The organism is Aeromonas allosaccharophila, from assembly GCF_016026615.1.
In the GTDB taxonomy this organism is placed as follows: domain Bacteria; phylum Pseudomonadota; class Gammaproteobacteria; order Enterobacterales; family Aeromonadaceae; genus Aeromonas; species Aeromonas allosaccharophila.
In genome coordinates, this window is sequence record NZ_CP065745.1 from 1,753,309 (window position 1) to 1,774,798 (window position 21,490).

A 21,490-nucleotide genomic window follows, 5' to 3' on the forward strand; every position below is an offset into this window, starting at 1 on the left:
GATCAGACTCCGCTCAAGCCGACTCGGGTGATCTGCACCACCATCTCGACGATCTTCTTGGCCTGCTCCATACCACTGCCGATTGCTTTGCACTCCTGGAACATGCGCGGCAACAGTTTCTTGCGAATACCCGCCTCGATGTTCTGCGGGTTGATGGAGTGCTCGGCCACAGACGCATCCACGACCGTATCGATCTCGAAGGCCAGCTTTATCCACTTATCCTGTACTTGGCTGTCGGTAATGGCGAACACCTCCGGCAGTACCTTTTTGAACACCCCAAAGTAGGCCTGAGCGTGGCGATGCCCAGCAAAGGCGTCAGGTATGTCACTCAGGCGGCGCTCCTGCACCTGCTCTTCGAACTCCCGAAACAGCATGTACTGCTTGAGCGGGTGCTCGAACAGCTTCTCTGCCTCCTCGATAGCTTGTCGCAGCAGCTTGGAGAAGGCTTCCTGGGCGTAAGGGTCATCTCGTAGCTCCTGCTCAATCATGCGGCTGACCCGCGTTTTGATGATGTCGGTCTCGTTGCGGGTCTTGTTCTCGTTCCACTCTTCTGGCTGCTGCTGGCCCATCTTGCCGACCTCGTAGACGCCACCCGGCTCTTTGACCTCTACACCGACCACATGCTTATCCAGCAGCTTCTTCACCTGCTCGGCATATTCGTCGTAGTCAATCTTCTCACCTGCATCCTGCTGCACCAGTTGGCGCAGGCTGGAGAGCTGTTTCACCGTCTCCTTGTAGTGACGGCGATCCGCCTCGCTAAAGGCGCTGTCCTCGAAGAAAGAGGCCGACTGCAACGCCACTTTCAGACAACTGGCAAATGCCGTGAGCGCCTCGTAGAAGTCTTCTCGCACCTTGAGGTTCACATCCACCAGTTCGCCGTCCAGATCCTCCATCTTGGGCACCAGCACTTGGCGCAATTGCTCGATATCCTGCTTGTTCTTCACCCCGGCGAAGATACCCCACAGGGTCTGGTAGAGCTGCGGCAAGCGCTTGTACTCGGTGCCCATCTGGTTGTAGAGGCCTTTGAGGTCGTCAACGTCATAGCCGCCTTGGGTGCGGAAAGCGAGATCCTGATACTTGCCGATGGTGGTATCCAGCTCGGATAAGATGCCGCGATAGTCGATAAGCAGACCAAATTTCTTCTTCGGGTGCAGCCGGTTGACCCGCGCAATCGCCTGGATCAGGTTGTGCTCTTTGAGTGGCTTGTCGATATAGAGCACGGTGTTCTTTGGCTCATCGAAGCCGGTCAACAGCTTGTCCACCACGACCAGCAACTTGAGAGGATCATTCTCATCGGCAAAACGCTCGATAAGCGCCTTGGAATACACCTGCTCATCCTGAGTGCCGACATTCTCCTTCCACCACTGAGTGACCAGCGGGGTGGTCGATTCATCGACCTCGGTGTTGCCTTCCCGGCTGTCGGGCGGACTCATCACCACCGCCGACTCGAACAGCCCCGCCTCGTCGAGGTACTTTTTATAGAGCACCGCCGAGGCTTTGCTATCGCAGGCCAGCTGGCCCTTGAGCCCCTCGACAATGTGGTTTGAAAAGTGACTGGCGATATCGAACGCAATCAGCTTGATGCGATCTTCCGCGCTGTAGATCTCGCCCTTGCGGGCAAATTTGCGTTTCAGATCGGTCTGCTGCTGCTCGTTTAACCCCTGGGTTATGCGCTCAAACCAGCTGTCGATAGCCCGCTCGTTGACCTCCAGATCGGGAATGCGCTCCTCGTAGAGCAACGGCGTCACCGTCTTGTCCTCGACCGCCCGTTGCATGGTGTAGGCATGGACGATGGGGCCAAACTTATTGGTGGTCTTGTCATCCTTGAGAAGCGGCGTGCCGGTAAAAGCCACAAACGCGGCGTTGGGCAATGCCAGCTTCATGCGGACATGGTTCTCGCCCCCCTGGCTGCGGTGGCCCTCATCGATCAGCACGATGAGATCCGGGCTCTTGTTGATGCACTCCGGCAACTTGGTCGCTGAGTTGAACTTCTGAATAAGCGAGAAGATGATCCGCTCGCTGCCCTTACCGATCTGCTCGGCCAGCCGCTTGCCCGAGGTAGCCATGGCCGCTTCTTTATCCTTCTTACCCGCGAGTTCGCCGCTGGAGGCAAAGGTCTTGCTGAGCTGGCTCTCCAGATCCACCCGGTCGGTCACCACCAGCAGGCGACACTGTTTCAAACTGTCGTGCAGGATCAGCGCCTTGCTGAGGAACACCATGGTGAACGACTTGCCCGAACCAGTGGTGTGCCAGATCACCCCACCTTCTCTCCCGCCATCGGGGCGTTTCTGGTTGATACGCTCGATTAACCGCTTGATGCCAAACACCTGCTGGTAGCGGGCGACTATCTTGCCCGCCTTCTTGTCAAACAGGGTGAACAGCCGGGTCATCTCCAGCAGCCGCTCCGGGGAAAGCAGGCTGATTAGCAGCCGATCCTGATCGCTGACGGCCAGTGCGCCCGCCGCAACCAGAGACTGATACCAGTCCAGGTCGGCGGCGGAACGGTGGCTAAACAGGGCAGAAAGTTGTTCGGATGAGAGCGGCTGATTCTTGATGGCCGTCATCTCGCCATCACCGATGTCCTCCTCACGCCAGGCGGCCCAGAACTTCTCCGGCGTACCGCAGGTGCCATATCGCCCCTCGATGCCATTGATGGAGAGCAACAACTGGCTGTAGGCAAACAGCAGCGGGATCTCGTCGGGGCGCTGGTTGCGCAGGCTTTGGGAGATCCCTTCCTTGATGGTCGGCCCTTTTTTGGCATTGCCATCCGGGCGCTTGGCCTCGATCACCACCAAGGGCAAGCCATTGACGAAGCAGACGATATCCGGGCGACGCGACTCGATGCCCCCTGCGCGGGTAACCCGAAACTCTTCGGTAAAGGTGAATCGGTTGTTGTGCGGGTTGTGCCAGTCAATGAGGGGGATGGTGGGGCTCACCTTCTTGCCATCAACAAACTCGGTGACGGACATGCCATAGAGCAAGTGGTTATAGAGCCGCTCGTTGGCCGCCTGCAACCCTTCATTCAAGGCCGGGCTGCACAGCTCACTCACCAGATTGTCCACTGACTTGGGCGACAGCGGATAGGTTTTGCCCGCAAACACAAAGGTGCGCTCGGCCAGCACGCTGCGCAGTTGTTGGCGCAGCACCACCTGATCGAACTTGTTATCCCGTGCCGCCAGCGCCTGTTCAGGGGAGAGGAAAGACCAGCCCAGCTGGGTGAGCAGGGTCAGGGCTGGGATCTTGGCGCTGTACTCTTCCTGAAATTTCGGCAAGGCCTTCATAACGGGGGTGCCTCAAACTGGTTATCAATTTTTTGCTGAAAGCCGATCAACTCATGAATGGTACTCGTCGTCGAGTTATACACCCACTCATGATCAAAGAGGCTCTTTAGCCGCTGAACCATATAGGCAGAGCCGACCACCAGAGAGTAAAAGCGGTTACCCTTACCACGCTGTTGCTCGATATTTGCCAGGGTCGCCGGTGGCAGATCCGCCATGATGAAGTCAGAAATCATCAACAGGTCAGCCTTTTGGTAGGTCTCTGCGTCCATGGTTTTCAACGCATGGCCAAGGGCAGGTGCCGCATCAGTACCACCATGAAACGACATTTTCAGAAAGTCGATTATCGACGCAAGGCCCCATTCTCCACTCAACTCCAACGTCTTGATACCCGTAGAGAAGTTAATCAGGTAACAGGGACGTTGCTCCTCTCTCGCTTTGGTTGCCAGAAATAGCGTCATGGCTTTGGCGATCGTCTCGGGCGCACCGCTCATCGAGCTACTGGTATCAACGCAGAGGATCATGGGGCCGCGCTTCTCCTCTTCGTTGACCTGCCTCTCCTCTTCCCTTTCAACATGCTGATGTTGAGTCTGTATACCAGCCATATCAAAGCTCATCAGTCGTGACTCGACGAACTTCAAATCAAACAGCAATGCGGTCTCGTCATCAGCCAACAGGGCTTTCTCGCTGGGTAATACATGCTCCAGATCTCGCCCCAACCGAATACCCACTATCTCCTCTCGGGAGTTGATATCGGGCAGACAGAGATCCAGAACGTGGTTGACCTTCACCCGCTCAATCTTTTCGGAGAGTTCAATCTGCCGGATCTTGCCGAGCAAGTCGCATAACGCATGCAACCCCTTGTCGTTTGCCAGATAGCTTGCCCACTTCTGGAACTGGGCCAGATCTTGGGCAGAGAGCTGGCCACTGGAGAGATCAACTAGCCGCCCCGGATCCAGCCCCAACGCTTCAAGCAAAGGTTGCAACTGCTGCAACAGCTTGAGCATGCTCTCCAATCGTTCCATTAACTGGACACGCAGCTGCTCGATCCGGGTCAGCTCCCATCCATTGCGGGCTTTATCCAGCACCTTTTGCCATTCAGTAGCCAGCAGTTGGCAACTGACGGCCTTATCCGCACTCGGCAGCTCCGCGTCCTGAGCGAAACTATCGGCAACCTGTTTTTGCCAAAATGGCGGATCCGCCGGGTGCTGGCAGGCTTTACAGAGCGCGAGATAATCCTTCACAGCCCCTTGAAAAGAGGTTTTGGATATATCGCCAAGCGCACTCTCTCTTCGCCAATGGTTCAGCTTGTGGGCATGCCCGGCGAATGGACACTCGCTGGTCAACGCGGCCTCAGTATCTCTCTTCCACTCCTCGATGTGCTGCGTGACCTGGCTGGTCAGCGAGCTGGAGTGAGCCAGCAATCCACCATAGCTGTCGCGGAATTCTCTTTGAGCGAGAAGCGATGCACTCTCCACCAGGCTTATTTGCATAAGGCTTCCAGCCGTTCGCAATCCTTGATACGCAGCTTGATCTGGCTTATCTGCTCCGTAATCCCATCGAGCGCAATGGCTACTTTTTCTACCGGGACAAATATGGATGCAAGACGCTGTTCATATCCCTGCTGCAAGGTCTCCACCTTGTCCAAAATGGCACTCAGCTGCGATCTGACATCTGTCACTGAAGATGAGAGTGAGTCAATCAGACGTTGGTTGATATCCGTTTTTTTATCACCTTTATGGAAAAGTATTTCTGGTTTGAAATCAAACGAAGAGTTGCTGTGAAAACTTCTTGGATTTGATATTTTACATGTTCCCTGCTTATCAAACTCGAAAACCAAGTAATCAATTTCGTTGCCAGACTTGTCCACTGGATGAAATTTACCTGCCTTGCTCATTCGCTCTGTTGGAATATATATATGCTCTTGACTGCTGCCATGGCCATTAAATTTATTGCTAACTTTAAAAAAAGTTTTCTCTTTAATGAAACGACTAAGTGATTCAACCTTGTAAATATCTTCCGTACAAAAAAGCTCAATGTGAATCTCTTTATCCAGCAACGTTTTTTTGAGATCGATCTCTGCCAGATTAATACCACTGTCAAAACCGCTATCCTTGACGGCTTGCTCAACGATATCGTTAACGGCAACACGATTATCTTCATGGGTCCACAAGCAGTGCCGCAATAGCAAGGCATCACTGTGATTGGTTTCGCTGCGGCCATTAAAGAGGGCAGCGGCCTTGAGCAGTTGGGTCGCCCGCTGCCAGCGGCGGTCGGAAACATAGACCTTCAGTTTGTCATATTTGGTGGCGAGTTCACTGCGGATCAGGCGAATAATGGTCAGGGTTTCCGGTGACAAGCTCACCTCATGCAGTTGCTCTCGCCATTTAGCCCACTCATCGGCCTTCACAACAAGCGAGTCATCAATCCTGATAGCCGCCTCGGTCGGTTTACACGCCAGCAATCGTTCAAAATTATCAGACTGCTCAATGGGCCCGACCATCAGGCGGATGATAAAGCGATCATACAGCGCATCCAGCCCCTGATTGGCATCGGGTGTTTCATTCGACGCAGCCACCAAGGCTTTCAGTGGGGCCTGCTCGATCTGTTCGCCATTGCGAAAGGTGTGCTCATTGATAAGTGTCAGCAGGGTATTAAGGATCGCCGGGCTCGATTTCCATATCTCGTCCAGAAATGCGAAATCGGCCTGGGGCAGATAATGCTCGGTTTTACGAACATACCGATCTTCTTTGAGTGCCTTGATCGAGATGGGGCCAAAGACCTCCTCGGGGGTACTGAACCGGTTCATCAGATACTCGAAGTAGGCCGGATTGGCAAAGGCACAGGCGATGCGACGGGAGATCAGGCTTTTGGCCGTGCCGGGTGGGCCGTAAAGAAAGGTATTCTGACCACACAAGGCACCCAGCAGTGCCACCGAGATCACCTCCTCCCGCTCAAACATCCCTTCACATACCGCGTTGACCAGCCGTTCCATCCGTTGTTGTAATTTCATGTTTATCCCTAACTGACTGTTTATCTTATTTAATTTTTATGATGATGCGATGCAACCAAGGCTCGCCATTCGCCTGGCCGTCACCCTCACTGAGGGTACGGGCCGAGCGCCTGATCAGTGCAAACAGCACTGCTTGTACTTCTTGCCGCTACCACAGGGACATGGCTCATTGCGCCCGACCTTGGCAGGGGCCTTTGCCGGTTTCACCGATGGCACCGCGACAGGCCCCCTGTTTGGCCCCCGTTGGGCGAGAAAATAGGCGTGCAATTTCAACGCGGCAGGGCCCACTTCGGCCACGCTCTGTTGATGTTCCGGCAGCGACAGGCTGGCAAGCAGTGGCAATTGGTCATCGCTGCCATGCAGGCGGATCACCTCAAGCCAGGTATCCAGCTCCTCTGGCAGCGCAGGCCAGTTCCCCAGCGCCATACCACGCAGATAGCCAAAGCACCACTCTTCGGCGTTGCAGATCTCTTGTTCTTCGAAAAGATTGACCATCAACACAGGTATAAAGTGCTCGGGCTGATAACAGAGGGTATGGGCCAGAATATTCATATGGCCGATGATAAGGTCCAGCGCCCGTTTCATCTCCCGCTCGGATGACCACTCGGGGGGCATGCCGCCCCAGAGTACCGGCCACCACTGGCTTGGTGATACCAGCTCGGGGCCGGAGAGCACGGCAGTCAGAAAGCCGTCGAGTGCCGACAGACTCAGCATCGAGTAGTCATTGCCATAGTCCATCAGCCGCTGCTCCAGCCACTCAACGTCGGCCTCGGTCATGGGGTGAAGGGTCACTTTTTTCATGCGGCCTCCTCCACCTTGACCCGCCGTTTGCCAGTCAACAGTTGTTGCATTAGGGCTTTTTTCTCTTGCTTTAGGGCATCGAGCTTTTGTTGCAGGGCAATAATTTCTTGATCGGCGGTGGAGAGTATGGTGGCGATTTTTTGTTGTTCTTCTAGTGCGGGAATTTTCACCACGTGAGTTTTTATATTTCCCGTAATCTGTGGCTGGCCAGATCCTGATATTAAGTACGACAGATTGCTTCCATCCAATACATAGAAGAGGAACTTTTTACTTATAGCGGGAAAATTATCGGTATTAATAACCATTGCATTCCCTGTAATCCATGACTGAGCCTGAGTCCAGTTAACAACGCCGCATGTACTACCCCGACAAGTAACCGCGATTTGCTCAGTTGCGTGATTAAATTCTTCGTAGAGGCCAATAATTCCGTTTGCGCCATAAACGGGATAACCAGTTTCAGTCAACATTGACTGCGATATAGTCTTTGGCTGATAGACTTCTGCTATGTCTGATAGAGACTTACTTTCCCACTCCCCACTAAACCTAACTCCATTGTTATCCAGCAGGCGCTTTTTTCCGGTGAGCAGTTGTTGCATCAGCGCCTTTTTCTGCTGCTGGCTATTGGCAAGCAGTTGCTCAGTAGAGCTGATCGCCCTATCCCAAGTGGAGAGGATATTGGCAATTTTTCTTTGTTCGGGTAGAGGAGGTATTGGCGCTACAAGTTCTTGCACCTGCTTTGCAGACAAATTAGCTTGTTTTGTGCCCCCAGGGAATGAATATAATCGTGAAAGAATCACTTCACTTCGCAGTAAATTTAGTAAATAACCAGCACTTGTTTTTTTCTTAGGAACAAATTTCATTACTCGCTGATTCAATAGTGAATCGGGCGCATGAGATGGTATTTCTACTGTAAATCCATAGTCGCGTTTACCCATAGTCCCCGTCATAGACATGACCAGATCACCAGGTCTCACCAGAAATCTAGCATACTCATCCTTGAATGACTCAGGTAGATATTCTGGATTTCGTTCAAAATCTAAATTGTTTTGATATAAATTACCCATTCTGAGCAAAGGAATACCCGTAGGAGTAAAGTCGCTACTTTTAAATGCGAACCCCATAACGGTATCTGCTAATTCACTTAATGTACCAACCGTCCACCCCTTAGGCACCATAGCCCAGCTCCTCCAGATACTTAGCCATCTCGATTTCCAGCTCGGCCAGTCGGGTTTTCAGTTGTTCGCGCTCGGCCCGCACCGCCAGCAGATCGATCTCCTCTTCCTCCTCGAAGGTATCCACATAGCGTGGGATATTGAGGTTGTAGTCGTTCTCCTTGATCTCTTTAAGCGAGGCGAGATAGGCGTATTTATCGACATTGCCGCCGTTGCGGTAGGTGGCGACGATCTTGGCGATATTGTCCGCACTCAACAGGTTCTGGTTTTTACCCGCCTTGAACTCACGGCTGGCATCGATAAACAGCACATTGTCATCCACCTTCTGCTTTTTAAAGATCAGGATGGCGGCCGGGATGCCGGTGCCATAGAAGAGCTTCTCTGGCAGGCCGATCACCGCATCGAGCAGGTTCTCGTCGATCAGCTGCTGACGGATCTTGCCCTCGCTGGAACCCCGGAACAGCACGCCGTGAGGCACCACGACCCCCATGCGACCACTCTTGGGTTTGAGGGTCTCAATCATATGGAGGATAAAGGCGTAATCCCCCTTGGTCTTGGGCGGCAGCCCGCGCTTGAAGCGACCGAACTTATCGTTCCCCGCTTCCTCATAACCCCATTTATCCAGCGAAAACGGCGGGTTGGCGGTCACGATATCAAAGCGCATCAGATCGCCGTTTTTATCGAGCAGCTTGGGGTTGCGGATGGTGTCGCCCCACTCGATCTTGTGGTTGTCTTCCCCGTGCAGGAACATGTTCATCTTGGCCAGCGACCAGGTAGAGCCGATGGCCTCCTGCCCGTAGAGGGCGTAGTGCTTCTCGCCATGGTTTGCTACTACCTTGCGGCCGCACTTCATCAAGAGTGATCCCGAGCCACAGGCCGGATCGCAGATGGTGTCGCCCGGCATCGGCTCCAGCAACTCGGCGATAAGATCGGAAACTTCGGGCGGGGTATAGAACTCCCCCGCCTTCTGGCCGCCGCTGGCGGCGAAGTTCTTGATGAGATATTCATAGGCGTTGCCGATCACATCCAGGGTGCCGACCCGGCTGGGCTTGAGGTTTAGCTCATCCTTGGCAAAGTCTTCCATCAGGTGACGCAGTATGGTGTTCTTCTGCTTCTCTTCGCCGAGGCGGTCGGTGTTGAAGCTGATGTCCTGAAACACGCTCTTGCCCGCGTCTTTGAGCTTGGTGCCATTGGCCTCTTCGATGGCGTGCAGCGCCTGATCGATCCGCTCGCCATTGCCCGGCTCGTGACGACGCTCGAACAGGCTGTAGAAACTGGCCTGTTTGGGCAACACGAAGCGCTCGTTTTTGAGCATCTCTTCAATGAGCTCCGGCTCATCGCCATATTCGGCCTTGTAGCCATCGTAGTGATCCTGCCAGACATCGGAGATGTATTTCAGGAACAGCATGGTGAGCACGAAATCTTTATAGGTATCAGGGCTGACAGTGCCGCGAAAGGTATCACAGGCAGACCAGAGGGCCTTGTTGATATCGTCCTGGTTTATCGAGGTAGTCATAAGTCACAATTCCTTGGGTATTTCTTGGAAAAATGGGCTGCTCAGCGAAACTATTTCGGTTGCTGATCGGATTGTTCGAGCAGGCTGGCAGCGATGGCCTGCATCATCTGCTCGCCGTTGCGTTGCAGTTGTTGCGTCAGACGTCGCTCTTCACGCAGGATGTTGACCATCTTCATGATGGCTACTTGTCTCGCAAGAGATGGGATGCCGATGGGGGTCTCCGCCAACACCTGACGACGAATACTTTTGGCAGCGCTGCCTTCGGCGTGAAGCTCGAAGTAGCGCTGGCAAGGGGACTGATTGAGCTGCCAGGCCAGAAATTCGGGACTGAGCGCCTCGCTATGCAACCGCACCACATAGAAGTGAGGGGCGGCTACGGCGGGCAATGGTGCAAGCCCGGTATCAACCAGCACGGCATAGTTAGTGCTGCCACGGGCCGCCACCAAGATATCGCCGGTTTGCAGCCAGTCAGGTTCCTTCTTGCTGGTAGGCTCAGAACGAAGGCAGGCAGACCAGTCAACCCCCCCTTCTGGCGAGGCATCTCTCATCTGCACCACGGCCATGCTGCCGGAATCGATCTCCGGGATCTTGCCGCGATAGGGGTGCCCAGCACTGATGGTGGCAATTTGGTTCAGCTTCACAAAAAATCTCTTCATCGTTAATGATGCAGTTACAGTGTGTCGCATCTGACGCTATTGAGTCAATATCAACGCCCATTATTTTTGCATCAATAGGAATGATGCTTTTATGTGTGCCATTGACAAGAGGTAGACCCTGACCTGCCTGAAAGATCCAACCGAGATCATTTTTGTAATTTAATTACAGATATTCACCGCACAAAATAAAAAGGCCCTGCTGTTGCAGGGCCTTTGAGTTTCCAACTTGAATGGTCGGTTTCCAACTTCAATGTCACGGTTTCCAACTTAAATGGCCGTGATCACAAGCACGCCTTTACTTGGCGTAATCCTCAGTCGGGATACAGGCACAGAACAGGTTGCGATCGCCGTAAACGTCGTCGATGCGATTCACTGACGGCCACAGCTTGCTGGCGCGCACGGCGTCGGACGGGAAGACCGCCTCAGCGCGGCTGTAGCCACGATTCCACTCTGTATCCATCACGTCATCCTGGGTGTGCGGCGCATGGACCAGCGGGTTGTCGGTCAGGCTCCACTGCCCGTCCTGCACCTTGGCAATCTCGGCGCGAATCGCAGTCATCGCCTCGACGAAGCGATCCAGCTCGCGCTTGGATTCGGATTCCGTCGGCTCGACCATCAGGGTGCCCGCTACCGGGAAGCTCATGGTCGGCGCGTGGAAGCCATAGTCCATCAGCCGCTTGGCAACGTCCATCTCGCTGATGCCGGAGGCCTCCTTGAGCGGACGGATATCCAGAATGCACTCGTGAGCTACCCGACCGTTACGACCGGAATAGAGCACCGGGAAGGAGTCACCCAGCTTCTTGGCCAGATAGTTGGCGTTGAGGATGGCCACCTGAGTGGATTTCTTCAGCCCCTCGTCACCCAGCATGGCGATGTACATCCAGCTGATGGGCAGGATGCTGGCCGAACCGAACGGTGCCGCCGACACGGCGCCGTTGTCACGGCTCTCCTTGTCGGTCTTGACCACGGCGTGACCGGCCACGAACGGTGCCAGATGTTTCTTCACGCCGATGGGGCCCATGCCCGGGCCGCCACCGCCATGAGGAATGGCGAAGGTCTTGTGCAGGTTGAGGTGGGAAACATCCGCCCCGATAAAGCCCGGCGCCGTCAACCCAACTTGCGCGTTCATATTGGCGCCGTCCAGATAGACCTGACCACCGTGCTGGTGAACGATGTCGCACACCTCCTTGATGGTCTCCTCATACACCCCGTGGGTGGAGGGGTAGGTCACCATCAGACAGGAGAGCTGATCACCCGCCTCGGCGGCCTTGGCCCGCAGATCGTCGAGATCCACGTTGCCGGACTTGTCACAGGCGGTGACGATCACCTTGAGCCCCGCCATCTGGGCAGAGGCCGGGTTGGTACCGTGGGCAGAAGCCGGGATCAGGCAGATGTCGCGATGCCCCTCACCGCGGGAATCGTGGTACTTCTTGATGGCCAAGAGGCCCGCGTATTCACCCTGAGCACCGGAGTTGGGCTGCATGCAGACCGCATCGTAACCGGTCACCTTCACCAGCCAGTCTTCGAGGTCGGCCAGCAGCAGCTGGTAGCCCTTGGCCTGGGCCAGTGGGGCGAACGGGTGCAGCTTGCCGAACTCGGGCCAGGTGACCGGGATCATCTCGGCGGTGGCGTTGAGCTTCATGGTGCAGGAGCCGAGCGAAATCATGGCGTAGTTGAGCGCCAGATCCTTGGCTTCGAGACGGTGGATGTAGCGCAGCATCTCGGTCTCGGAGTGGTACTTGTTGAACACCTCGTGGGTCAGCACGGCATCGGTGCGCAGCAGATCCTGCGGGATGGCGTGATGGGCCTGGGCCGCCTTGTCGAGGACCTCAATATCCAGTCCATGGCCTTGGCCGAGGAAGAGATCAAACAGCTCGGCCACATCGCCGCGGGTGGTGGTTTCAGAGAGGGACACCCCTACCGCACCGTCGAGGTCTGCACGCAGGTTGATGCCGAGCCCCTCAGCCTTGGCGATCAGCGCCGCCTTGTCGGCAGTCTGCACGGTCAGGGTATCGAACCAGCTGGCATGGTTGAGGGCCACGCCCTTGGCCTTGAGGCCGAGCGCCAGAATGGTGGTCAGACGGTGCACACGGGAGGCGATGGTTTTCAGCCCCACCGGGCCGTGGTAGACGGTATAGAAGCTCGCCATGTTGGCCAGCAGCACCTGTGCGGTACAGATATTGGAGTTGGCCTTCTCGCGGCGGATGTGCTGCTCGCGGGTCTGCATCGCCATGCGCAGGGCACTCTTGCCACGGGCATCTTTGGAGACACCGATGATGCGACCCGGCATGGAGCGCTTGTAGGCATCGCGGGTGGCGAAGAAAGCGGCGTGGGGGCCACCGTAGCCCATGGGCACGCCAAAGCGCTGGGCGGAGCCCAGTACCACGTCAGCCCCCAGCTCGCCCGGGGACTTGAGCAGCAGCAGGGAGAGCAGATCGGCGCTGACGCAGGCCAGCCCTTTCTGGGCCTGTACCGCGGCGATAAGCGCCCGCAGATCTTTCACCTCACCTGTGGTGGTTGGGTACTGGAACAGGGCACCAAACACCTCTTCACTCACCGCATCGCTCGCGGCGCCGACCGCCACGTCGAAACCGAAGTGAACCGCGCGCTCCTTGACCACGTCGATCACCTGCGGGTGCACGTCATCGGCCACGAAGAAGAGATTGGATTTGGACTTGGCCATCCGTTTGGCCAGCGCCATCGCCTCGGCAGCGGCGGTCGCTTCATCCAGCAGGGAGGCACTGGCCAGATCCATGCCGGTCAGATCCAGCGTCAGCTGCTGGAAGTTGAGCAGGGCTTCGAGACGGCCCTGCGCCAGCTCGGGCTGGTACGGGGTGTAGGCGGTATACCAGCCCGGGTTTTCCAGCACGTTGCGCAAAATGACGTGGGGCACATGGGTATCGTGATAACCCATGCCGATATAGCTCTTGGCAATCTTGTTCTGGGCGGCATAGCCCCTGAGCTTGGCCAGTGCCTCCACCTCGGTCATGCCGGCACCGATGCCCAGCGGGCCCGGCAGGCGAATGGCGGCAGGCACGGTCTGGGCAATCAGATCGTCCAAGCTCTCTGCCCCGACGGTCGCCAGCAGTTGGCGCAGCTCTTCCTCGCCCGGGCCGATATGGCGGCGGACAAAATCGGTTTTTTGCTCGAGTTCAAACAGTGACTGGGTCATTTCCCTATTTCCTGATAAATAAGTCCTGGCATGAAATCCTGATAACCAAGACCTGATGTTCCTGATGGTCGGCTGATACCGACGCCACTCATGTTCGCTATGCCGCAGCCAAGAGAGCACGGCACTGGATGCTCGCTGGCACCACGGGGATCACCCTGTAAACCGCGCGCTGGCTAAACCCCAACACGCCGGATACGAGTGACTTCACCCTGCTGTCGACTCTGTCGGCAGCCATACAAAAGGGCCCCGCACGTTGGTGCAGGGCCCGGGGCATTACTCTTCGTCCACCACGTTCTGGTAGCCTTCGGCATCCAGCAGGTTGGCCAGCTCGCTCTCGTCATCGAGCTTGATGCGGAACAGCCAGCCAGCGCTGTAGGGGTCGGAGTTGACCAGCTCGGGGCTCCCTTCCAGCTCGTCGTTGACGGCGATGATCTCGCCGCTCACCGGGCTGTAGATGTCGGAGGCCGCCTTGACCGACTCGGCCACGGCGCAGTCGTCACCGGCACTGACCTGCTTGCCCACTTCCGGCAGCTCGACAAACACCATGTCACCCAGCAGCTCCTGGGCGTGCTCGGTGATACCGACCACGGCCTCGCCGTTGGCTTCAACACGGATCCACTCGTGGGAAGTGGCATATTTCAGTTCGCTCGGGATATGGCTCATTTGTGCTTCCTTTGATCTTTGAGTCGCGTTTAAAAACGAATATGAAAAGGGATGGGGGGAGGCACAGCCCTCCCCCAAGACGGTATTAAACCAGCTTCTGGCCGTTACGGACGAAAGCGGGCTTGGTGACCTTCACGGTGACCAGCTTTTTGCGGATCTCCACCTCGGCTAGCTCACCGATATCACGGGGCACCCGCGCCAGGGCAATACTGTAGCCCAGGGTGGGGGAGAAAGAGCCGGAGGTGATCACACCTTCCCGCTTCTCACCGTTTTCCGCAGTGAAGGTGACCGGCATACCGGCACGCAGCACCCCTTTCTCTTCCATCACCAGACCCACCAGCTTGGGCTGGTTGCCCGCCGCTTTCTGCGCTTCCAGCACGTCGCGGCCGATGAAGTTGCGATCGCTCGGCTCCCAGGCGATGGTCCAGGCCATGTTGGCGGCGAGCGGAGAGATTGACTCGTCCATGTCCTGACCGTAGAGGTTCATCCCCGCTTCGAGGCGCAGGGTATCGCGGGCACCGAGACCACAGGGGGCCACGCCGTTATCCAGCAGCGCTTGCCACAGCTCGCAGGCTTTCTCTTGCGGCACCACGATCTCGTAGCCATCCTCGCCGGTGTAACCGGTAGTGGCGATAAAGAGATCGCCAGCCTGCACACCGAAGAAGGGTTTCATCCCCACCACGGCTGTGCGCTGGGCGGCGCTCAGCACAGCAGCTGTCTTGACCTTGGCGTTGGGGCCCTGCACCGCGATCATCGCCAGCTCGGGGCGCTCGGTCACTGTGATGTCGAAAACGATGGCGTGATGGCGGATCCAGGCCAGATCCTTCTCGCGGGTGGCGGAGTTGACCACCAGCCGGTAGAAGGTATCGGTCAAGTAATAGGTGATGAGGTCATCGATCACGCCGCCTTCCGGATTGAGCATGCCGCTGTAGAGGGCCTTGCCGGGGGCAGTGAGTTTGGCCACGTCGTTGGCCAGCAGATGTTGCAGAAAGGCTTTGACCCGTTCGCCGGTCAAATCGACGATGGTCATGTGGGAAACATCGAACATACCGGCATCGCTGCGCACCGCGTGGTGCTCTTCCAGCTGGGAGCCGTAGTTGATGGGCATTTCCCAACCGTGGAAGTCCACCATCTTGGCGCCGGCTTCCAGGTGTTTGGGATGCAGTACAGTAGTCTGGATCATCGCATTCTTTCCTTAGCAAAAAGCCTTTTCGCTTTGGCGACCACCCTTGCGACCCGCGCCACCGCTCTGACTGCACTGCGCGCAGCAAAAAGCGACCGGATCCAAAAGTGTGTGCTCGCTCCTGCCCTTGCCAGGCAAGAGGGATTCCTTGAACGGAGCGGATTATATGACAAGCAGGCGAGCGTGCCGCTCAAAAAAAACTAATCTCCTCCCGTAAAACTGACTCCAGACACTAAGATAAATGCAGTGATAAAAACAGCCATAAGCCGACTCAGGCGAGATTAAATTTTGATTTTTACCGTTTCGTCACAATTTGCAGAAAAACGTTTCGCTCCAGAGCAAAATTAAAGGCTGACACCCAAAACGGGTCATCAGCCTTGTCGGATTACTTTTGTTGTCAAAAACGGCGAGTAATATTAGTTTTTTTCACCCTTGGCCTGCATAGCACTGCCCTTGGTCGCCGCAACGGCCCAGTCAGGACGGGCCAATGCGGGTAGCTCGCCCTCCAGCCCCATGGCTGCCCGGATCACTCCCTCCTTGAAGGGCGTCAGCAAATTCGCCGCGCGCAATCCGACGCCTCGCACCAGCTTCTTGAGCGGGTTGGCACCGCTGAACAGCCGCTTGAGCCCTTCCATTGCCGCCAACATGCGAGCCGCTTCGCTCTTGCGCCAGCGCTCGTAGCTGCGCAGGTTGGCGAGCAGGCCGATATCCTCGCCCGCGGCATGATTTTGCAAGATCTGCTCCGCCAGCGCGGCAGCATCCAGCAGGCCAAGGTTGACCCCCTGCCCCGCCAGCGGGTGGATGGTATGGGCCGCATCTCCCACCAGCACCAGCCGCTCGCGAGCAAAGTCGCGGGCATAGCGGGCAGTGAGCGGAATGGCGCTGCGCGGCCCCTCCACCTTGCACAGACCGAGCCGGGCATCGAAGGCGGCGGTAAGCTGGCGATTGAACTGCTCGTCATCGCAGGTGCAGAGCTCCTCGGCGCGGGCCGCAGGCAGCGACCAGACGATGGAACAGAGGTTCTCCTTCCACAGCGGCAAAAAGGCGAGCGGGCCATCCGGGGTGAAGATCTGGCGAGCAACAGCTTCATGGGGTTCGGCGCAGCGCACCGTCGCCACCAGGGCGTGGTGGCCATAATCCCAGCTGGTAAGCGGGATATCAGCCTGACGGCGCACCCAGGAGTGGGCGCCATCGGCAGCCACCACCAGTTTGGCCGAGATGGCCTGACCATCTTCAAGGAGCAGCAGGGCGCCCGCCGGACCGCTCTGCAGGCTCTTGGCTCTGGCGGGGGTCAGCAGCTGGATATTGCTGGCCCCCCGTGTCCCGTCAGCAAGAATCGCCTCAAGCAGTGCCAGCTGGATCACCCGATTCTCGACGATGTGGCCGAGGTTGGCCTGACGCAGGCTGGCGGCATCGAAGTCGATATGGCCAAAACTGTCCTGCTCCCACACCGCCATCTTGTCGTAGCCCTGCAGGCGGCGCGCTTCGATGCCGTCCCAGGCACCAACATGGCGCAGGATCTGTTGGCTAGCCAGGCTCAGGGCGCTGACCCGATTATCGGCCACCTCCCCCAGCTGCGGGTCGGGCAGTTGTCCCTCCACCACCAGTACCTTGAGGGCGCTATGTTTAAGGGCCGCAGCAAGCCCCAGCCCCACCATGCCGCCACCGACAATCACCACATCCACATTTTGCATCTGCATCATCTCATCCTTTCTGGGCTGACCGGCTGGCCAGCGAGGGGACGCCCGCAGGCATCGCCTCTTTATTCAATACGTTTTGATCAACGAATGGCGGTCACCATCTTCCGGTCGACAGGCTCCACTCAACAAGTGCTGGCTAGTTACTACACACATCGGCGACAAAGCCCAGGGTGCGCGAGGCAAGCGGTGCCTTGAGGCACGGGAATCGCCCCATCAGGGTGAGCGCCAGATTGCGCCCAGCCACCAGCGGATCGTGACCATTGGAGAAGAGCTGGGCCAGCGAGGAGGTGAGCCAGACGGTCTGCTCCTGATCGCGCTGACGCTGCTGCCAGTAGCCGCTCAGCACCTTGAAGCTGCCGATATCCTCCCCCTCAGCCAACGCCTTGGCTACGGCGCCGGTAAGCAGATCCAGATCCCGCATCCCGAGGTTGAAGCCCTGTCCGGCAATCGGGTGCAGGGCATGGGCGGCATTGCCGACCAGCACGGTGCGCTGGGCCAGCGGGTAGTCGCAGGCGGTCAGAATGAGCGGATAGACGTTACGCACGCCGCATCGCTCGAAGCGGCCGAGCCGCCAGCCAAAGGCCTGCTGCAGACGGGCAAGAAACGCCGCCTCATCGAGGGCCATCAGCTCATCCACCTCATGCTGCCCGACGCTCCATACCAGCGAGGAGAGCCCCTCCAGCATCGGCAGCAGGGCCAGCGGGCCCCCTTCGGTAAAGCGCTCGAAGGCGCGTCCTTCTGGGTCTTGCGCCGTTTTGACCGTGGCGATGATGGCGTGCTGCTCAAAGTCGTGGCGGGTCACCGGCAACTTGAAGTGCTGACGCACAAACGAGTTGCCCCCGTCAGCGGCTACCAGCAAGCGGGTCTCAATCTGTTCACCGTCTTCGAGGGTGAGGGTCACCTTCTCCTCATCGGGTTCTATCTCGCGCACCCGGGCCGGACAGCAGACCCGGATATGGGGGGCGGCCGCCATCGCCTGTTGCAGCTCGCGACCGATGGCAGCAAGTTCGATCACCTGACCCAGCGCAGGCAGACAGTATTCGGCCGCCGACAGGCGAGCCTGGCCGAAGTGGCCCCGATCCGAGACATGAATCTGGGTAATGGGGGAGCAATGGGGGGCAAACAGCGGCCAGAGTCCGCGCCGCAACAGCGCATCACAGGTACCGGCCGAGAGCGCAATGGCGCGGGCGTCGAACCCTGAATGGGTGTGCTGTTCGGGGACGCTTGCCTCCAGCAGCAGGATCTCGAGGGGGGAGCCATCGGATCGAAGCAGGGCTGCCAGCGAAAGGGCCAGCACGGCACCGCTCATTCCACCGCCGACCAGGGTGACATCGACCTGTCGCACATCAGATTGAGACATAAGCAGAGAGGAAGAAGTGAAAAAGGTGGCCTCATGCTATCACAAAGCCGCTGGCCGAATGCGAGGTCAGCGGCAAAAAACCGGTTGCGCCTCACAGGGTTAGCCACCACAAGGGAATAAAAAAGAGCGCCATCAGACGCTCTTGCAGATTCAGTAAGGATCGCGTTGACCCGCACCTCAATGAAGGGTCGGCGGCGCGCTCGGGGTTTCGGGGCGCTTGCCAAACTCTTCGAAGGCCATCATGACCCCCAGTTTGACGTGTTCGTAGAGCACCAGGAAGGAGGCTTCGTTCTCGTCATCTTCCTGATCGAACTCGGCGGAGACCTGAGTGATGCTGGCGATATCCTGGATCATCTCCTGCAGCTCTTCCGATGCGCGGGAAAGCTCCTGCTGCACCACGCCGAAACCGGCCAGAAATGCCTGCGACCAGTCCACCAGTGAATCGATGCGCTCGTCGAGGGGAGCGTCATCGCTTGGCAGCAGCAGCTCGACGCCCTTCTGGGCCATCAGGCTCTCGACCACATTGTGATAAAGATCGGTCATCACCTGGCGCACCGGGGCCGGCAGGCCGAAACCGTCGTTCACCAGATCGTTGAAATGGGGCAGCCAACTCTTGTCGTCCAGTGCCACACCGCCACACACCAGACCGCAGATCACACCATGGGCCTCTACTGCGCTGGCCATCAGCTCATGCTGTTCCATGATGTCGGCCACTGCCGCATATTTAAGGGGGTTCGTTTTGCTCATCGAGGATCCGCTCAAAGTTCAGTCAAATTTGCAGAATTAATGGTCAGGATCCTAGCATTCTCCCTCTTCCAGAGCCAGCAAGGCCTTGAAACTTATGCATCTGCGCTATATAGTCCCGCCCAGTTGTCCACGTGGATAAAGGCGGAAATCAGCTCCGCCGTATTGAGGAAGGCATGAGCACAGAGGCCGTAGAAATCGTCATTTTGGGACGTCCCTACAAGGTATCCTGTCCCTTGGGACAGCAGGATGCCCTGCGCCAGGCCGCCGAGCAGCTGACCGACAAGTTGATCGACCTGCGTCAACGCTCCAAAGTCTCCAGCAACGAGCAATTGGCTATCATGGCGGCGCTCAATTTCTGTCATGAGCTCTGCCTTGAAAAAGAGAAGAACCACCAATACTCTGAGACCATGGACAAGCGGATCAAGATGCTGCAGCGCACCATCGAAGCGGCCCTGATCGAGCACGGACAATATGGTGATTCCAGCGAAGAGGGGCAACAGCCCTAATCGCAAACCGTTTTAAAATTCCCTGGGATGTTTGTCAGCCGGTTCAAGTCCCCGAGCCGATAATCATACCCAACAGGGGATCGGCCTTCTGGCTATTGCGCATGCTCGGCACGACCGAGAAGCCTGCGGTCAGATTCGATTCCCGCCTTGAACCTACGGTTCAAGGGCCCAAACCGGCAACGGCATCTCGGGGTACCAACAGCAAAAGCCCGTCACCTGTGTGACGGGCTTTTTCTTTTCTACCCGTTCAACATCCTGCGATGACACCGCAGCACTCACCGCATCAAGCGAATGCGATCTCCCTGCCCGTTCTTCGGATAAAACAAAGCCCACCGCTGAGGGTGGGCTTGCTCCAGGCGCAAAGAGAGCGGCTGATCAGATGGCCATCTGCTCGTGGGGGGAACCGTGGTGGCGCAACCAGACAAAGCTCAACGCCACGATCAGCACCATCAGGGTCATGATGGCACCCAGGGTCACCTGACCGGTCATCGGGAAACCGGCGGCCAGCAGAGTCACGATACCGGCCCCCAGATTCTGCATTCCGCCGAGAATGGCACCGGCTGTGCCGGCCTGACCCGGGAAGGGCTCGATGGCGCAGGAGGTGGCGGTCGGGTAGAGAATGCCACTACCGATGAAGTAGACCGCCGCGCCACCGACCAGCGAGGCAGCACTCACCACACCGAACAGCCCCGGCACCAGAATGATCAGCGATCCCAGCGCCAGAAAGGCGATACCCAGACGCATCAGCTTGCCCTGGCTCAGGCGAAAGCTCAGCTTGGCAGAGAGCCAGGCACCGAACAGATAGCCGGGCAGCGGCAGCACGAACAGCACGCTCACGGTGCGGGCGCTCAGTTGCAGCACATCACCGAGCAATACACCGGCCGCCGCTTCAAACACCGCCAAACCGGCAAAAGTCGCCATCAGGCAGAGCAGGTTGCCCTGAAAGCGCGGGTTGCTCAGCACGTGGCGATAGGCGGCGCCGACGCGCAGCGGCTGACGGGCTGCAACGGGCAGGGTCTCGCCAAACCAGGCCAGAATGGCCAGGGTCGCCACGGCGCCAAAGCCGAACAGGAACCAGTAACCGGCGCGCCAGTTGAACAGCTCGGTCAACCAGCCACCCAGCACAGGTGCCAGCAGCGGGGAGAAGATCACCCCCATGCTCACCAGACTGTTGGCGCGGTTGAGCTCGGCACCGTTGTAGCGATCGCGCATCACGGTGCGGCTCATGGCGCCACCGGCACCGGTCCCCAGCCCCTGAATAAAGCTGCCCACCAGCAAGGCGGTGAAGTGCGGAATAAGCTGGATGGTCAGGGTGCCCACCAGAAATACCATCATGCCGACGATCAGCACCGGGCGACGGCCGATCCGATCCGACAGCGGCCCGTAGACAAACTGGGAGAGGCCATAGGGGATCAGGTAACAGGCCATCACCGCCTGCAACTGGCCCGAGGCCACATTGAAGTCCCCCGCCATCATGGGAATGGAGGGAACATAAAGGGTCTGGGTCATCTGGCCCACAGCGACCATCAGAATGGTCAATAAAAACAACGGATAAAAACTGTGCCGATCCATATCAGTCCCAAAAAATCGAAAAAATGCTGCCGCCCCTCTGGCACAAAATAGCCCAGAGGAATCCGATCACAGATGCTGTGATGCAATCAAAAACAGTGTTGGAAACAGTAGGCGGGGAGCCCGCCAGACCACCGCACAGGACGCTTGATGG

The 21,490-nt window shown here is 57.4% G+C and carries 16 protein-coding genes and 1 other RNA gene; 3 read left to right on the plus strand and 14 right to left on the minus strand.

Annotation, left to right across the window (positions count from 1 at the left end; all coding sequences use genetic code 11):
• Positions 1–2: 2 nt before the first annotated feature.
• The 10 genes from I6G90_RS07750 to gcvT all read right to left on the minus strand — a co-directional run bounded on the left by I6G90_RS07750 (position 3) and on the right by gcvT (position 15,454).
• Positions 3–3,281, minus strand: a complete 3,279-nt coding sequence (locus tag I6G90_RS07750; protein ID WP_197930577.1) for a type I restriction endonuclease subunit R — start codon at positions 3,279–3,281, stop codon at positions 3–5.
• Positions 3,278–4,771 carry a VWA domain-containing protein gene (locus I6G90_RS07755; RefSeq protein ID WP_064339928.1) on the minus strand — a complete coding sequence of 498 codons (1,494 nt, stop codon included), beginning with the start codon at positions 4,769–4,771 and terminating at the stop codon, positions 3,278–3,280. The genes I6G90_RS07750 and I6G90_RS07755 overlap by 4 nt, the downstream gene beginning before the upstream one ends.
• Complete coding sequence (locus tag I6G90_RS07760; RefSeq protein ID WP_064339927.1) at positions 4,762–6,291, minus strand: AAA family ATPase; 1,530 nt, start codon at positions 6,289–6,291, stop codon at positions 4,762–4,764. Before I6G90_RS07760 ends, I6G90_RS07755 begins: the two co-directional genes overlap by 10 nt.
• Before the next feature lie 114 nt (positions 6,292–6,405).
• Complete coding sequence (locus I6G90_RS07765; protein ID WP_197930579.1) at positions 6,406–7,092, minus strand: UPF0149 family protein; 687 nt, start codon at positions 7,090–7,092, stop codon at positions 6,406–6,408.
• Positions 7,089–8,267, minus strand: a complete 1,179-nt coding sequence (locus tag I6G90_RS07770; RefSeq protein ID WP_064339925.1) for a restriction endonuclease subunit S — start codon at positions 8,265–8,267, stop codon at positions 7,089–7,091. Before I6G90_RS07770 ends, I6G90_RS07765 begins: the two co-directional genes overlap by 4 nt.
• Entirely contained in the window at positions 8,257–9,780 is a 1,524-nt protein-coding gene (locus tag I6G90_RS07775) for a type I restriction-modification system subunit M (RefSeq protein ID WP_064339924.1), read from the minus strand. Before I6G90_RS07775 ends, I6G90_RS07770 begins: the two co-directional genes overlap by 11 nt.
• Before the next feature lie 50 nt (positions 9,781–9,830).
• A complete protein-coding gene (locus I6G90_RS07780; RefSeq protein WP_231554860.1) occupies positions 9,831–10,421 on the minus strand; it encodes a restriction endonuclease subunit S in 591 nt (196 codons plus the stop codon).
• 310 nt (positions 10,422–10,731) lie between these two features.
• The gene (gene gcvP, locus I6G90_RS07785) at positions 10,732–13,608 is read right to left on the minus strand and encodes an aminomethyl-transferring glycine dehydrogenase (RefSeq protein ID WP_197930581.1); all 2,877 of its coding nucleotides are present in this window, start codon (positions 13,606–13,608) and stop codon (positions 10,732–10,734) included.
• A 273-nt stretch (positions 13,609–13,881) separates the two neighbouring features.
• Positions 13,882–14,271, minus strand: coding sequence for a glycine cleavage system protein GcvH (gcvH, locus tag I6G90_RS07790; RefSeq protein WP_042060204.1), 390 nt, complete (start codon positions 14,269–14,271; stop codon positions 13,882–13,884).
• Between the two features lie 85 nt (positions 14,272–14,356).
• On the minus strand, positions 14,357–15,454 hold the full coding sequence (gcvT, locus tag I6G90_RS07795; protein WP_197930583.1) for a glycine cleavage system aminomethyltransferase GcvT: 1,098 nt from the start codon (positions 15,452–15,454) through the stop codon (positions 14,357–14,359).
• On the opposite strand from gcvT, the gene I6G90_RS07800 reads away from it, so the two are divergent.
• Positions 15,431–15,658: a hypothetical protein gene (locus I6G90_RS07800; RefSeq protein ID WP_033138042.1), complete on the plus strand. Its 228-nt coding sequence runs from the start codon at positions 15,431–15,433 to the stop codon at positions 15,656–15,658. The genes gcvT and I6G90_RS07800 overlap by 24 nt on opposite strands.
• Positions 15,659–15,870: 212 nt before the next feature.
• Here I6G90_RS07800 and I6G90_RS07805 read toward each other — a convergent pair whose 3' ends face one another.
• The 3 genes from I6G90_RS07805 to I6G90_RS07815 all read right to left on the minus strand — a co-directional run bounded on the left by I6G90_RS07805 (position 15,871) and on the right by I6G90_RS07815 (position 19,261).
• The gene (locus I6G90_RS07805) at positions 15,871–17,154 is read right to left on the minus strand and encodes an FAD-dependent 2-octaprenylphenol hydroxylase (protein WP_197930585.1); all 1,284 of its coding nucleotides are present in this window, start codon (positions 17,152–17,154) and stop codon (positions 15,871–15,873) included.
• A gap of 136 nt (positions 17,155–17,290) precedes the next feature.
• Positions 17,291–18,514, minus strand: a complete 1,224-nt coding sequence (gene ubiH, locus I6G90_RS07810) for a 2-octaprenyl-6-methoxyphenyl hydroxylase (protein WP_197930588.1) — start codon at positions 18,512–18,514, stop codon at positions 17,291–17,293.
• Between the two features lie 177 nt (positions 18,515–18,691).
• Complete coding sequence (locus I6G90_RS07815) at positions 18,692–19,261, minus strand: UPF0149 family protein (protein WP_111809561.1); 570 nt, start codon at positions 19,259–19,261, stop codon at positions 18,692–18,694.
• A gap of 173 nt (positions 19,262–19,434) precedes the next feature.
• On the opposite strand from I6G90_RS07815, the gene zapA reads away from it, so the two are divergent.
• Positions 19,435–19,767 (plus strand): cell division protein ZapA, encoded by a 333-nt coding sequence (zapA, locus tag I6G90_RS07820; RefSeq protein ID WP_005333910.1) that lies wholly within the window; start codon positions 19,435–19,437, stop codon positions 19,765–19,767.
• A gap of 16 nt (positions 19,768–19,783) precedes the next feature.
• Positions 19,784–19,965, plus strand: a non-coding RNA gene (ssrS, locus tag I6G90_RS07825) — 6S RNA.
• Positions 19,966–20,142: 177 nt separating this feature from the next.
• Here ssrS and emrD read toward each other — a convergent pair.
• Positions 20,143–21,339, minus strand: coding sequence for a multidrug efflux MFS transporter EmrD (gene emrD, locus I6G90_RS07830; protein WP_197930590.1), 1,197 nt, complete (start codon positions 21,337–21,339; stop codon positions 20,143–20,145).
• Positions 21,340–21,490 lie beyond the last annotated feature (151 nt).

Excerpts from the sequence above, each read along its gene's own strand:
- I6G90_RS07750 (WP_197930577.1), bottom strand. The coding sequence starts at position 3,281 with ATGAAGGCCTTGCCGAAATTTCAGGAAGAGTACAGCGCCAAGATCCCA.
- I6G90_RS07755 (WP_064339928.1), bottom strand. The coding sequence starts at position 4,771 with ATGCAAATAAGCCTGGTGGAGAGTGCATCGCTTCTCGCTCAAAGAGAA.
- I6G90_RS07760 (WP_064339927.1), bottom strand. The coding sequence starts at position 6,291 with ATGAAATTACAACAACGGATGGAACGGCTGGTCAACGCGGTATGTGAA.
- I6G90_RS07765 (WP_197930579.1), bottom strand. The coding sequence starts at position 7,092 with ATGAAAAAAGTGACCCTTCACCCCATGACCGAGGCCGACGTTGAGTGG.
- I6G90_RS07770 (WP_064339925.1), bottom strand. The coding sequence starts at position 8,267 with ATGGTGCCTAAGGGGTGGACGGTTGGTACATTAAGTGAATTAGCAGAT.
- I6G90_RS07775 (WP_064339924.1), bottom strand. The coding sequence starts at position 9,780 with ATGACTACCTCGATAAACCAGGACGATATCAACAAGGCCCTCTGGTCT.
- gcvP (WP_197930581.1), bottom strand. The coding sequence starts at position 13,608 with ATGACCCAGTCACTGTTTGAACTCGAGCAAAAAACCGATTTTGTCCGC.
- gcvH (WP_042060204.1), bottom strand. The coding sequence starts at position 14,271 with ATGAGCCATATCCCGAGCGAACTGAAATATGCCACTTCCCACGAGTGG.
- I6G90_RS07800 (WP_033138042.1), top strand. The coding sequence starts at position 15,431 with ATGCAGTACAGTAGTCTGGATCATCGCATTCTTTCCTTAGCAAAAAGC.
- gcvT (WP_197930583.1), bottom strand. The coding sequence starts at position 15,454 with ATGATCCAGACTACTGTACTGCATCCCAAACACCTGGAAGCCGGCGCC.
- I6G90_RS07805 (WP_197930585.1), bottom strand. The coding sequence starts at position 17,154 with ATGCAGATGCAAAATGTGGATGTGGTGATTGTCGGTGGCGGCATGGTG.
- ubiH (WP_197930588.1), bottom strand. The coding sequence starts at position 18,514 with ATGTCTCAATCTGATGTGCGACAGGTCGATGTCACCCTGGTCGGCGGT.
- I6G90_RS07815 (WP_111809561.1), bottom strand. The coding sequence starts at position 19,261 with ATGAGCAAAACGAACCCCCTTAAATATGCGGCAGTGGCCGACATCATG.
- zapA (WP_005333910.1), top strand. The coding sequence starts at position 19,435 with ATGAGCACAGAGGCCGTAGAAATCGTCATTTTGGGACGTCCCTACAAG.
- emrD (WP_197930590.1), bottom strand. The coding sequence starts at position 21,339 with ATGGATCGGCACAGTTTTTATCCGTTGTTTTTATTGACCATTCTGATG.